General features: G+C 67.2%; 14 protein-coding genes and 1 pseudogene. 9 read left to right on the forward strand and 6 right to left on the reverse strand.

Features of this window, described 5'->3' with window-relative positions:
• The first annotated feature begins 43 nt into the window (after window positions 1–43).
• From FRZ33_RS02645 to FRZ33_RS02670, 6 genes and pseudogenes are all read left to right on the forward strand, one after another.
• Window positions 44–825, forward strand: a pseudogene (locus FRZ33_RS02645) (ParA family protein).
• The gene (locus tag FRZ33_RS02650) at window positions 822–1,727 is read left to right on the forward strand and encodes a ParB/RepB/Spo0J family partition protein (RefSeq protein WP_146907445.1); all 906 of its coding nucleotides are present in this window, start codon (window positions 822–824) and stop codon (window positions 1,725–1,727) included. Before FRZ33_RS02645 ends, FRZ33_RS02650 begins: the two are co-directional and overlap by 4 nt.
• 10 nt (window positions 1,728–1,737) lie before the next feature.
• The gene (locus tag FRZ33_RS02655) at window positions 1,738–2,712 is read left to right on the forward strand and encodes an NAD-dependent epimerase/dehydratase family protein (protein WP_146907447.1); all 975 of its coding nucleotides are present in this window, start codon (window positions 1,738–1,740) and stop codon (window positions 2,710–2,712) included.
• 304 nt (window positions 2,713–3,016) lie between these two features.
• Window positions 3,017–3,253 carry a 50S ribosomal protein L28 gene (rpmB, locus tag FRZ33_RS02660; RefSeq protein WP_139449253.1) on the forward strand — a complete coding sequence of 79 codons (237 nt, stop codon included), beginning with the start codon at window positions 3,017–3,019 and terminating at the stop codon, window positions 3,251–3,253.
• A 13-nt stretch (window positions 3,254–3,266) separates the two neighbouring features.
• Window positions 3,267–3,431, forward strand: coding sequence for a 50S ribosomal protein L33 (gene rpmG / locus FRZ33_RS02665; RefSeq protein ID WP_034224346.1), 165 nt, complete (start codon window positions 3,267–3,269; stop codon window positions 3,429–3,431).
• A gap of 255 nt (window positions 3,432–3,686) precedes the next feature.
• Window positions 3,687–4,460: an OmpA family protein gene (locus tag FRZ33_RS02670; RefSeq protein WP_146907448.1), complete on the forward strand. Its 774-nt coding sequence runs from the start codon at window positions 3,687–3,689 to the stop codon at window positions 4,458–4,460.
• Window positions 4,461–4,532: 72 nt separating this feature from the next.
• Here FRZ33_RS02670 and FRZ33_RS02675 read toward each other — a convergent pair whose 3' ends face one another.
• The 3 genes from FRZ33_RS02675 to FRZ33_RS02685 all read right to left on the reverse strand — a co-directional run bounded on the left by FRZ33_RS02675 (window position 4,533) and on the right by FRZ33_RS02685 (window position 5,738).
• Window positions 4,533–4,892, reverse strand: coding sequence for a helix-turn-helix domain-containing protein (locus FRZ33_RS02675; protein WP_146907450.1), 360 nt, complete (start codon window positions 4,890–4,892; stop codon window positions 4,533–4,535).
• A complete protein-coding gene (locus tag FRZ33_RS02680) occupies window positions 4,889–5,191 on the reverse strand; it encodes a type II toxin-antitoxin system HigB family toxin (protein ID WP_146907452.1) in 303 nt (100 codons plus the stop codon). The genes FRZ33_RS02675 and FRZ33_RS02680 overlap by 4 nt, the downstream gene beginning before the upstream one ends.
• A 136-nt stretch (window positions 5,192–5,327) precedes the next feature.
• Window positions 5,328–5,738, reverse strand: coding sequence for a helix-turn-helix domain-containing protein (locus tag FRZ33_RS02685; protein WP_146907453.1), 411 nt, complete (start codon window positions 5,736–5,738; stop codon window positions 5,328–5,330).
• Window positions 5,739–5,840: 102 nt separating this feature from the next.
• Between FRZ33_RS02685 and FRZ33_RS02690 the strand changes: the two genes are divergently transcribed.
• Entirely contained in the window at window positions 5,841–7,778 is a 1,938-nt protein-coding gene (locus FRZ33_RS02690; RefSeq protein WP_146907455.1) for a site-specific DNA-methyltransferase, read from the forward strand.
• 8 nt (window positions 7,779–7,786) lie between these two features.
• On the opposite strand, the gene FRZ33_RS02695 is transcribed toward FRZ33_RS02690, so the two are convergent.
• Both FRZ33_RS02695 and FRZ33_RS02700 read right to left on the reverse strand, forming a co-directional pair.
• On the reverse strand, window positions 7,787–8,086 hold the full coding sequence (locus FRZ33_RS02695) for a HigA family addiction module antitoxin (protein ID WP_146907457.1): 300 nt from the start codon (window positions 8,084–8,086) through the stop codon (window positions 7,787–7,789).
• 12 nt (window positions 8,087–8,098) lie between these two features.
• A complete protein-coding gene (locus FRZ33_RS02700; RefSeq protein WP_146907458.1) occupies window positions 8,099–8,380 on the reverse strand; it encodes a type II toxin-antitoxin system RelE/ParE family toxin in 282 nt (93 codons plus the stop codon).
• Window positions 8,381–8,432: 52 nt separating this feature from the next.
• Here FRZ33_RS02700 and FRZ33_RS15825 point away from each other — a divergent pair, with 52 nt between their 5' ends.
• On the forward strand, window positions 8,433–9,866 hold the full coding sequence (locus FRZ33_RS15825) for a DEAD/DEAH box helicase family protein (RefSeq protein ID WP_227978036.1): 1,434 nt from the start codon (window positions 8,433–8,435) through the stop codon (window positions 9,864–9,866).
• Complete coding sequence (locus FRZ33_RS15830) at window positions 9,830–11,377, forward strand: P-loop NTPase family protein (protein WP_227978038.1); 1,548 nt, start codon at window positions 9,830–9,832, stop codon at window positions 11,375–11,377. Before FRZ33_RS15825 ends, FRZ33_RS15830 begins: the two co-directional genes overlap by 37 nt.
• A 7-nt stretch (window positions 11,378–11,384) precedes the next feature.
• Here FRZ33_RS15830 and FRZ33_RS02710 read toward each other — a convergent pair whose 3' ends face one another.
• Window positions 11,385–12,164: a CHAD domain-containing protein gene (locus tag FRZ33_RS02710; RefSeq protein ID WP_158637063.1), complete on the reverse strand. Its 780-nt coding sequence runs from the start codon at window positions 12,162–12,164 to the stop codon at window positions 11,385–11,387.
• Window positions 12,165–12,359: the final 195 nt, after the last annotated feature.

Genomic DNA, 12,359 nt, shown 5'->3' on the forward strand with positions numbered 1-12,359 from the left:
AATCCCACCCACCGGTCCTTCGGGTCCGGCGCAAGGAGCCTGCATGGGTCGCATCATCGCCATAGCCAACCAGAAGGGCGGCGTCGGCAAGACCACCACCGCCGTCAACCTGGCCGCCGCGCTCGCCGCGACGCCGCGCAAGGTGCTGCTGGTGGACCTGGACCCGCAGGGCAACGCCACCATGGCGTCCGGCGTGGACAAACGTGAGCTCGAGAACTCGACCTGCGAAGTGCTGCTGGGCGAATGCGACGCCGCCGCGGCCATCGTCACCACGCCCGAGGCCTACGACCTGCTGCCGGGCAACATCGACCTGACCGCGGCCGAGATCCGGCTGATGGACGAGTCCGCGCGCGAACAGCGGCTCAAGACCGCGCTGGCGCCGCAGCGCGACAACTACGACTACATCCTGATCGACTGCCCGCCCTCGCTGTCGCTGCTGACGCTCAACGCACTGGCCGCCGCCGACGGCGTGATCGTGCCGATGCAGTGCGAATACTTCGCGCTCGAGGGCCTGAGCTCGCTGGTGGACACCATCAATGCGCTCAAGGGCAAGCTCAACCCGGCGCTGGAGATCGAGGGCATCGTGCGCACCATGTACGACGTGCGCAACAACCTCGCCAACGCGGTCTCGGGCGAACTGACCAAACATTTCGGCGACAAGGTGTTCCGCTCGATCATCCCGCGCAACGTGCGCCTGGCCGAGGCGCCCAGCCACGGCCAGAGCATCGTGGGCTACGACCGGGCCTCGCGCGGCGGCATCGCCTACTGGGCCTGGCCGGCGAGATCGTGCGGCGCGAGAAGAAGATGTTCAAGGAGACGGCATGAGCACCAAGAAGCGCGGCCTCGGCCGCGGCCTGGAGGCCCTGCTGGGCACCGGCAACAAGGGCGCCGCACCGTCGGCCGAACCGGCCGCGTCCGGCGACGGCCTGCGCACCCTGCCGATCCAGGCGATGCAGCCGGGCAAGTACCAGCCGCGTACCGGCATGGACCCGGACAAGCTCACCGAGCTGGCGGAATCGATCAAGGCCCTGGGCCTGATCCAGCCGATCGTGGTGCGCGAGATCGGCACCCACAAGGACGGCAGCCCACGTTACGAGATCATCGCCGGCGAACGCCGCTGGCGCGCCGCCACCCAGGCCGGCCTGACCGACGTGCCGGTGGTGCTGCGCGAAGTGGACGACCGCGCGGTCATCGCCATGGCGCTGATCGAGAACATCCAGCGCGAGGATCTCAACCCGCTGGAAGAAGCGCAGGCACTGAGCCGCCTGATCGACGAATTCTCGCTGACCCATCAGCAGGCCGCTGAAGCCGTGGGCCGTTCGCGCGCCGCGGTGTCGAACCTGCTGCGCCTGCTGGAACTGCCCGACGGCATCCGCGCCCTGCTGGAGAGCAAGCAGCTCGAGATGGGCCATGCCCGCGCGCTGCTCACGCTCGCGCCGGCCGCCGCGCTCGCGCTGGCGAAAGAGGCCGTGGCCGAAGGCTGGTCGGTGCGCGAGGTCGAGCGCCGCGCGCAGCTGCTGGGCAAGGGCCAGTTGCCGGGCAAGAAACCCGCCAAACCCGCCGGCAAGAAGACCGACGCCGACATCGCCGCGCTCGAACGCGAGCTGTCGGAAAAGCTCAGCGCCAAGGTGGCCGTGCAGCACGGTCGCGGCGGCCGCGGCAAGCTGGTGATCGCCTACCACGGCCTGGACACGCTCGACGGCATCCTCGAGCGCCTGCGCCGCTGAGCCGCCGGCCATGACGACCCTGGTCACCGGCGCCGCGGGTTTCATCGGTGCCTACGCCTGCCGGGCCCTGGCCGCGCGCGGCGAGCGCGTGGTGGGCCTGGACAACTACAACAGTTACTACGACCCGCGGATCAAACGCGACCGCGTCGCGGCGCTGTGCCCGGACGTACCGATCGCGGAGCTCGATCTCACCGACCGCGCCGGTCTCGAGGCGCTGTTCGAACGTGAGCAGCCCACCCGCGTGCTGCACCTGGCGGCCCAGGCCGGCGTGCGTTATTCGCTGCAGAACCCGCAGGCCTATGTTGACAGCAACCTGACCGGCTTCACGAACATCCTCGAGCTGTGCCGCCACCGCGGCGTGCAGCACCTGGTGTACGCCTCGTCCTCGTCGGTGTACGGCGGCAGCGCCGTGCCGCCCTTCTCCGAAGACCAGCGCGTGGACAAGCCGCTGAGCTTTTACGCCGCCACCAAGGTCGCCAACGAGGCGATGGCGCACACCTACGCGCACCTGTTCCGGCTGCGCGCCACCGGCCTGCGCTTTTTCACCGTGTACGGCGCCTGGGGCCGGCCGGACATGGCGCCGGTGCTGTTCTCGCGCGCGGTGCTGGCCGGGCGTGGCATCGAGGTGTTCAACCACGGGCGCATGCGCCGCGACTTCACCCACGTCAGCGACATCGTCGCCGGCGTGCTGGGCGCGCTGGACCATCCACCCGCCGATGGCGGCGCCGAAGCGCCGCCGCACCGCGTGTTCAACCTGGGCAACCACACGCCGGTGGAACTCGAGCGTTTCATCGCGGTGATCGAACAGGCCGCCGGCCGGCCGGCCGACAAGACCTACCGGCCGATGCAGCCGGGCGACATGGTCGAAACCATGGCCGACACCCGCGCCGCGAAGGCTGCTTTTGGTTTCGAACCGGGGACGCCAATCGAGACCGGCCTGCCCGAAGTGGTGGCCTGGTGCCGCGACTATTTCGGGACGGGCTGAGCCTGCCCTAAGTTGTTGTTTTTAAAGAATCGGGGCGGCCAGCCCCGGTAGCCAAGTCCGCGGCAATCCCACACGCCCGCTCGACCGCTGGGCTAAGTGATTGCCCGGCAAAGGAAAGGTAGGCATAATGCGCGGCTCGCTCCGCACCCCGCCTTTGGTCTCCGGCCCCGGGAATGCGATCCCGTCCGGTGGCGGAGCGCCCGCAACATCCCGCATCGCATGCGCCAGCCAGCCTCCGGGCCAGCCGCGCGGGGCCGCCGCCGCCCGGGCTATGGGCGGCCAGTCCGACCCCAGGAGTTCGACCATGAGCCGAGTTTGCCAAGTTACCGGCAAGCGCGTGCAGACCGGCAACAACGTCTCGCACGCCAACAACAAGACCCGCCGCCGTTTCCTTCCCAACCTGCACGAGCGCCGCTTCTGGGTTGCCTCTGAGAACCGTTGGGTGAAGCTGCGCCTTTCCATGCACGCCCTGCGCACCATCGACAAGAACGGCATCGACTCCGTCCTGGCCGAAATGCGCGCCCGCGGCGAAAAGATCTGAGGAGGACTGAACCATGGCATCCAAGCGCGACAAGATCCGCCTGACGTCTTCTGCCGGCACCGGTCATTTCTACACGACCGACAAGAACAAGAAGACGACCCCGAACAAGATGGAGATCAAGAAGTACGATCCCGTCGTCCGGAAGCACGTGATGTACAAGGAAGGCAAGATCAAGTAAGCCCACCGGCTTCGATCCCCTCCCCAGGAAACCCGCCCACGTGGCGGGTTTTCTTTTGCCTGGAGCGTTGGGCCAAGGGTCAATGGCGACTGCATCGCCAGGCCCAGACAATGCCGACGGAGCTTCCGCAACGGGCGCTCCCCGACCTCTCCGGCATGCCTGCCGGGACGGCAGTCCGGACGCCCGGACACATCGGCAGGATTCAGGAAACGGGGTTCGGCGCCGGATCTCCTCACCCACGCAAAGGGGTTGGACATGGACACCAGACATCTTCGGAAACACGTGCTGCTGGCCGCCGCATTCGCGGCCGTGCTGGCGATGCTGCCGGCGTTCGCGGCCGACGGCGACAAGAGCAAGATCAAGGGCCTGATCACCGCCATCGATGGCAATACGATCACGGTGCGGGACGCCAACAACGCCGATCTCCAGTTCACCGTCTCGGCCGACACGAAATTCAAGATGACCAAGGGCCTGACCGGCGTCGTGCACGAGAACGTCGAGCAGGGCTCGCTGATTCCCGGCCTGCCGGTCAACGCCGATGTGATCGCCGCCGGTGACGGCTTCAACGCGACCGAGGTCTCGTTCAAGGCCGAGGACCACCGCACCGCGCAGCAGGTCCAGGCCGGCCTGGCGCCGACCCAGGCGCGCATGGACGACTTCGGAACCTACGAGTCGCTGGCCGAGGTGGAAGTGCACTTCGCCAGTGGCAGCACCGCGATTTCGGCCGAAGACAAGACCGAACTCAGCGGCTTCGCCGACAAGGCCAAGGCCACCGAGAACTACCAGGTCGTGCTGCAGGGCTTCACCGACTCGGTCGGCGACCCGGTCGCCAACCAGCGGCTCAGCGCGGCACGTGCCGAGGCGGTCGCCAACTACCTCCAGCAGAGCGCCGGCCTGATGCCGGGCCGCGTGCGCGCGGGCGACGGCATGGGCGTGGCCACCGACGCGGGTTCGGGCAGCAATGCCGGCGCGCGCAAGGTCGTGGTGAAGCTGGTGGTCGACAAGGGCGTGCAGGGCGGCAAGGAGTAACGAACGGCGCCTGCAGCCCCGGCGCCACCGACAGCCAACCGGAAACCCGCCCTCGTGGCGGGTTTTCCTTTTTCAGCCGCCGATCAGGCTTTCCGCCGGAATGCCGAGATTGCGGTGCAGGTTGCGGATCATCTCCAGCGTCAGGCCGCGCTTGCGGTTGAGCACTTCGTAGACCCGGTTGGGCTGGCCGATCGACGGCACCAGGTCCTTCACCGTCAGACCGCCCTGTTCCATGCGGAAGCGGATCGCCTCGATCGGATCGGGCGGTGCGACCGGCTGGTGCTTCGCCTCGTAGGCCTCGACCAGGGTCAACAGGATTTCGAAGCGATCACCGTCTTCGGTGTCCGGCTCCGGTTCGCGCTCGAAATACGCCGACAACTCGCGCAGCGACGCCCGGTGATCGTCCTCGGTACGGATGGGGCGGATGTTCATGCGTCCTCCACGGTGGCGGCGTCGATGCGGTCGTAGTCGGCATGGCGGCCGACGAACTTGATGTAGACGGCCTGGAACCGCCAGGCCACCGCGATCACCAGCCGGTACTGGTTGCCCTTGATGTTGAAGACCACCCGGTTGCTGCCGACGAAACTGGCGCTGGCGTAGCGCTCGCGGATGTCCTGGGGCGATTGCCAGGCCGCGTGCCTGGCCTCGTCATGCCAGGCCCTCAAGGCCTGCTCGGCCTCCGGATGCCGGGCCCAGAAATGCCTCAGGGTGCCGACCGAGATGATCCTCATGGCCGACCATAGTCCCAATTTGGGACCATGACAAGCCGTGGCATCGATACGGCGCTCGGCTTGACCAGCAGACAGGGCATGGCGACTCCGGAACCCGGGAACCACCCCAGATCACCATCCCGGGCGCCTCCCGGCATCAGCGCTTCGCCGCGCCCTTGCCTGGGATTTTCGCCAAAGCGTCTATCAACTGCCCGACCAGCCGGCGGGACGGCTCGGGCAGCCCGAGGAAGGCCTCGATCGCCTGGCGCTCTTCCGGGGTCACCGACTCGGGCCAGGCGGCCCGCCCTTCGCGCAGCAGCTTCGACTTGCCCTCGCCCGTCTGCAGGTAATGCAGGTCCACGTCCAGCAGCTCGGCCAGCGAGCGCAGCTTGTCCTGGCGCGGCATCGACTTGCCGTTGAGCCAGCCCGACACCGCCTGCGAGGTCACCGAGGTGCCGCCGTAGCGACTGTTGAAGCGTTTCATCAGCGCGACCGCGCTCTCCTCGATGCCGGCATCGCGCAACGCGGCCCGCAATCGCTCCGAGAACCTGGCCTGCTCCTCTTTCATGGGGCCAGACCATAGGGGCCACGCCGAAGCCGATTGAAAGTTTCGCTTTCAATCGAATGGAAGTTTTGCTTTCATTCGCTTTCATTCACTTTCGGCGTCCCGATGTCCAAGTCCCTGCTCGAACAACTGCCGAGGATCGTCGCCGACGGTCGCGCGCAGGCCGAGCGCATCCTCGAGGGGCTGGAAGGAAAACACCGTATCGGTCTGCAGACCCGCGAATGGGTGCTGCCTTCGAAGGACGTGTCGGCGGGCGACTGGATCGCCCAGGCCGAACGCCGCGCGCGCCTGGGCGAAGCCGGGCAGGACGACTGGACCAACCGCCTGATCTACGGCGACAACCTGCTGGCCATGGCCGCACTGCTGGCCGGCGACGAACGCACGCCCTCGCTGCGCGGCAAGGTCGACCTGATCTACATCGACCCGCCCTTCGATTCCAAGGCCGACTACCGCACCAAGGTCACGCTGCCGGGCGTGGAGCTGGAGCAGCGGCCGACGGTGATCGAGCAGTTCGCGTATTCGGATACGTGGTCGGATGGCACAGCGTCGTACCTGGCGATGATCGTGCCGCGGTTGGTGTTGATGCGGGAGCTTCTCTCTAGCACGGGCTCGATTTACGTCCACCTAGACTGGCATGTCAGCCACTACGTGAAAGTCGCCTTGGATGAGGTCTTCGGGAAGGAAAACCTCCGAAACGAAGTTGTCTGGAGCTACTTCGGCTTCAAGCGCTCGACCGCACGAAAATTTCCTCAGAAGCACGATCTCATCTTCTCTTATGCCAAGTCAGATGAGTACTTCTGGAAGACGCAGTTCAAACCTCACAATCCCGACTACCTGAAGAGGTTTCGCCCCGACGAGACGGGTCGCCTTTGCAGGAGTGATGTCAATCCAACGGGTGGTGGTAGCCGGAAAATCTATCTCGATGAAGTTGAAGGAGACATCGTCGACTCAGTGTGGGACGACATTCCTCCGGTAAATCCCGTTGCAAACGAACGGGTCGATTATGCGACCCAGAAGCCTGAGAAACTTCTCGATCGGGTGATTTCCTCTTCTTGCCCGGAGAACGGGTTAGTGCTCGATATCTTCGGCGGGTCCGGAACAACAGCTGCTTCTGCAGAACGACTTGGCCGCCGATGGATAACCACCGATCTCGGCAAGCCCGCCTGCATGATCATGCGCAAGCGCCTGATCGACCAGGGCGCGAAGCCCTTCCTGTACCAGGCGGTCGGCGACTACCAGGTGGAGGCTGCGAGGAGCCACTTCGGCCGCAGCATGCGCATCGGCGACCTGTCGGAGATCGTGCTGTCGCTTTATGGCGCGCTGCCGGTGCCGGCGGAGGAGAACCCGCTGCGCAATCTCGGGCAGATCGTGTTCGGAGGTAAGAAGACCCTGGTGCTGGCCGACTCGCCCAGCAAGCTCACCGGCGTCGCCACGCTGCGCAAGGCGCAGGCGCTGCGCGACAGCCTGATGGGCGGCTGGGATCGCGTGGTCGTGCTGGGCTGGAACTTCGAGCCCTCGATCGGCGACGACATCGGCAAGCTGGCCGATGAGCGCCTGGAAGTGCTGGTGATCCCGCCCGACCTGATCGACCGGCTGAAGAAGAAGGGCGGCATCGAGAAGCTGCGCGGCCAGGTCCGTTTCTCCAGCCTTCAGTACCTGAGCCTCAAGCCGGTGGTCCGCGAACGCAGCGGCGAGGAAGAAACCCTGAAGGTGACGCTGGCCAACTACGTGCTGCTGTCTCCCGAGGCGATCAACCTCGACGACGAGAACCGCGTGAAGCTGCTGAAGGTGATGAACGCCGAACCGCTGGCCCTGATCGAATACTGGGCGGTCGACCCGGACTACGACGGCCAGGTGTTCCGCTCGGTCTGGCAGGACTACCGCGGCAACACCGCCAACGACGGTGACGCGCTACGTGTGGTCGCCCGCGCCGACGTGGTCGTGCCGCGCAAGGCCGGCGATCGCCGGGTCTGCGTGCGTGCGGTCGACGTGTTCGGCTTCGAGGCGGAGGTCGTGCAGGTCGTCGCGGAGCCCGGCCCGTGAGCGCCGGCTCAGGCAGCCAGTTGCCGGATCTTGCCGAGGCTCTTGCCGAGACGAAGCTGGGCCAGCTTCAGTTCGTAACCGGCCTGCAGGCCGAGCCAATATTCCGGGCTCTGTCCGAAGGCGCGACCCAGCCGCAGCGCAAGATCTGCGGTCACCGGGCGCTCTTCGCGGACCAGGTGCGAGATGCGCATCGCCGAGACGCCGATGGCCTTGGCGAAGGCCGCCTGGCTGAGCCCGAGCGCCTCCAGGGCCTCTCGAACGTATTCGCCGGGATGGATCGCCGGCATGCCATTGACGGGGTTGCTCATTGTCCGGATTCCTCAGTGATAGTCGACGATCTCGACATCGAATGCATCGCCGTCCACGAAACGAAAGCACAGGCGCCATTGGTCGTTGATGCGGACGCTCCATTGCCCGACCCGGTCGCCCTTCAACGCTTCCAGGTGGTTGGCCGGCGGGAAGCGCATGTCGTCCAGCGCCTTGGCATGATCAAGCTGGTTGAGTCGCAGCAACGCGCGCCGCAGGATTGCCGGCGGCAGTCGCTTGGACTTGCCCGTGGCCAGCAGCTGCACGGTTTCTTTGTCGGCGACGCTCCTGATCACGCGGCCACTATAAACATCCTGTTTACGCCAGGCAAGTCCGGGAGTCGGGCCAGTGGCTGAAGCCGCCCATCCCCTGCCGCTGGCAAAGGCGCTCACCGCACGCACGCAGCAGCTCTGCGTCGGCCTGGAGCAGGGCATCGCCGACCTCTACGACCTGGTCACGCCGGTCACGGCCGAACTGCTGCGCTGGTGGTTCGGCGACGAGGCCTGCCAGGCGCGCGGCGTGAATTTCCACACCGGCCAGCGCCAGGCCATCCTCAACGCCATCGTTGCGCACGAGGTGCTTGGCTGCACCGACCTGGCGCACCTGTATCGCGAAGTTTGCCCCGGGGCTCTGCTGGAGGATGACCGGCTGATCGAGGTGTCGCGGCCGCACCACGCACACCCGAAGTACTGCCTGAAGATGGCCACCGGCACCGGCAAGACCTGGGTGCTGCAGGCGCTCATTGTGTGGCAGTTGCTAAACCGCAGCGCCGCCCAGGACGAGGGGCGCGACGACCCGCGCTTCACCCGCCGCTTCCTGCTGGTGGCGCCGGGCCTGATCGTCTACGAACGCCTGCTCGATGCCTTTCTCGGCAAACAGCGCGAGGACGGCCAGCGCGATTTCGCCTGCGCCGACCTGGCGGTCCATGCCGACCTGTTCCTGCCGCCAGCCTGCCGCGAACAGGTGCACCAGTTCGTGCGCGGCAACACCTGCAGCAAGGCCGAGATCGGCCTGAAGGCGACCGGCAACGGGCTGATCGCCATCACCAACTGGCACCTGCTGAGCGACGCGGGTGAGGAAGAGGAAGAACTCGAATCGGAAGAGGCGGTGCTGACGCCCGTCGTCGCGCCGGCGGCCGACATCGTCGCCAGGCGCGTGCTGCCGGTGGCACCCGGCCGCGCGACCGGCAATGCCCTGGACATGCTCGACCGCCGCTGGGCCCGCGGCAACGTGCTGGCCTATCTCGCCGGGCTGCCGGACCTGATGGTCTTCAACGACGAAGCCCACCACATCCACGAGATCCGCAAGGCCGGCGAAGCCAGCGAGGTGGAGTGGCAGAAGAGCCTGCTGCGCCTGGCCGAAGGCAAGGGACGGCGATTCGTGCAGGTCGACTTCTCGGCCACGCCCTACAACGACCTGGGCACGGCAAAACGGAAGTCCAAGGCCTGGTTCCCGCACATCATCGTCGACTTTGACCTGAAGGCGGCGATGCGTCTGGGCCTCGTGAAATCGCTGGTGCTGGACAAGCGCAAGGCGATCACCGACGCGCTGCCCCTGGAATTCAAGGCCGAACGCGACGCCGACGGCAACGTCGCGCTTTCCGACGGCCAGAAGATCATGCTGCGCGCCGGCCTGCAGAAGCTGCGGCGGCTGGAGGCCGACTTCGCGAAGGTGGACCCGGAGCGCAAGCCGAAGATGATGGTGGTCTGCGAGGACACCACGATCACGCCGCTCGTGGCCGACTTATGGAAGAGGAAGGCCTGCAGCCGGACGATGTGCTGACCGTGGATTCAGGGAAGAAAGCCGAACTCGGCGAGAAGGAGTGGGCGCCGCTGCGCCAGCGCCTGTTCGATATCGACCGGCATGCGCAGCCGCGCGTGATCGTCAGCGTACTGATGCTGCGCGAGGGTTTCGACGTCAACAACATCTGCGTGATCGTGCCGCTGCGGGCGTCCGGGGCGCAGATCCTGCTGGAACAGACCATCGGCCGCGGCCTGCGCCTGATGTGGCGAGATCCGGAGTTCGCCGACCTCAAACGCGAGAACCGCGAACGCATCAACCGCGGCGAAGAGCCGGGCAGCCTGGTCGACATCCTTTCGATCGTCGAACACCCGGCCTTCCAGTCCTTCTACGACGAGTTGATGTCCGAGGGCCTGGTCGGCACCACCGGCGACGACGACGAGGGCGGCACGACCGGCGACCTCGTCGCCGCGACGCTGCGACCCGGTTTCGAGGCCTACGACATCCCCATTCCCTTCGTCCTGCACGAAGCGGACGAAGAACTTCGGCATTCGCACATCGACATCGCCGCGCTGCCGCCCTTCGGCGCCATGGGCCGCGCCGAACTTGCGGTCCTGGTCGGCAAGGGCGAAACGTTCGTGTCCAAGGACCTGCAGAGCGCGACGCTGTTCGGCGACTACCGTGTCGCCGGCGCCGTGATGGGCGTCAGCGGCTACAACGAACTGCTGTCGCGCCTGACCCGGCGCATCGCCCAGGCGCAGAACGCGCCGCTGCCCGGCGGCAACCGCATCGCCAGCCACCTGCCCCGACCCTACCAGCAGACCGGCAGCGTGGAGCTGGCGGCGGCCGTGGACGACTTCATCCGCGAGCGCCTGTTCGGCGAACCCTTCGAACCCTTGCTGGACGAAGGCTGGCGCCTGCTGGCCTTGCAGCCGGTGGTCGACCACATCGTCAAGGTGTTCGGCCTGGCCCTGCACCAGGCTGAACAGCGCGCGCCCTACGGCGACACCGAAATCCGCTACCGCCACCTCTCGGAAGTGGACCGGATCATGGTGCGCGAAAGCGGTTCGCTGGAAGTTTCCAAGTGCATCTACGACCGGCTCGGTTATCCATCCCGCGCCGGCGGCCTGGAGCGCGCCTTCATCGAATGGGCCCAGGCCGACAGCGGCGTGCAGGCCTTCTGCCGCATCAGCGAGAACCGCCACGCCTTCATGCGCCTGCGTTACCTGAAGGACGACGGCATCGCCGCGCACTACCATCCGGACTTCCTGGTGCGGACCGCCGACGCCGTCTATCTGGCCGAGACCAAGGCCCAAGGCCAGCTCACGCACCCGAACGTGCAGCGCAAGTTGAAAGCCGCCGTCGCTTGGTGCGAGCGCGTCAACGCACTGGCGCCCGAACACCGCGACGGCCGGACCTGGCACTACGCCCTGTTGGGCGAGGAGCTGTTCCACGACTGGCGCGAAAAGGGCGCGCGCCTGCAGGAGCTGCTGGCATTCTCGCGCGTCCGCCCGAGTCCGGGCCGGGAAGCCCAAGCGGCGTTGGATCTCTGACTGCCGCTCAGTGCATCACCGGCGGCGCCGGTGCCCGCGCCGCGCGCAGCCGCTCGCGGGCGACGCGCCGCAGGGTCTGGCGGAGCCCGGGTGGGAACGGGGTATGCCGGCCACAATGCCGGAGGATCAGCGCGTCGTCCTGGGCATCGCCCAGACGGGTCGCCTCGTCGGCGGGTACGGTCCGCCCCGGATACAGCGCCGGCAGTTCCTGCACCAGCAGGTGCTCCTGCTGGCGCAGGCGGCGCAGGCGGCGGCGCAGCACGTGCCAACGTTCTTCCTCCCCGGGGTGGCGTTCGACGCGCCGGCGCGCCTTGAGCAGGCGCCGTTCGCTGCGCACGATCGCGGCGGCCACGATGGACTCGTCCACGCTCTCCCAGTCCAGCCTGGCCAGTCGCATGGCCAGGGCCACGACACGATCGCGCCGGCGCCGGAAGTCGGGATCGCGGGACAAGGCCCGCGCCATCAGATCATCGCGACGCTGCCGCGCCAGTCCGATCGCTTCCGGCCACTCGGCGTCCAGTTCCTGTGGGGCGCCCTGGCCGAGCCGCTCCAGGCCTTCGATCAAGGCCTGCGCGTCCCGCAGCGGCGCGAGGCCACGGCACAGCTGGCCGATGTCGTCGTCCAGGCGACGGCTGGCACTGCCCAGGCAAGACCGGCCCAAGGCCAGCGTGGCGCGGGTCCGGCGCAGGTGCTTGCGCGCCTGGTGCACGCCCTTGTGCCGGGTCTCGTCGGGACGGGCCAGCTCGGCCGCCGCGGCCTGCAGTTCGGCCAGCGCGAAGGCGCGCAATCGCTCGCCAGGCAGGAGGGCCGATGAACCGGACGTGCCTGTCGGGTCGCGTGTTCCGCCACGCGGTGCCGCTTAAGGTAATTCGCGCCTTCCTGCATCGTTCGCGCCCCTGACTCGGGAGGACGCCAGTCTAGGGCCAATCCGTTTCCGCGCATTGATCCGCATCAAGCTGCCGCGAGCCGACCGGGCACACCG

The organism is Arenimonas daejeonensis, assembly GCF_007993735.1.
GTDB lineage: Bacteria > Pseudomonadota > Gammaproteobacteria > Xanthomonadales > Xanthomonadaceae > Arenimonas > Arenimonas daejeonensis.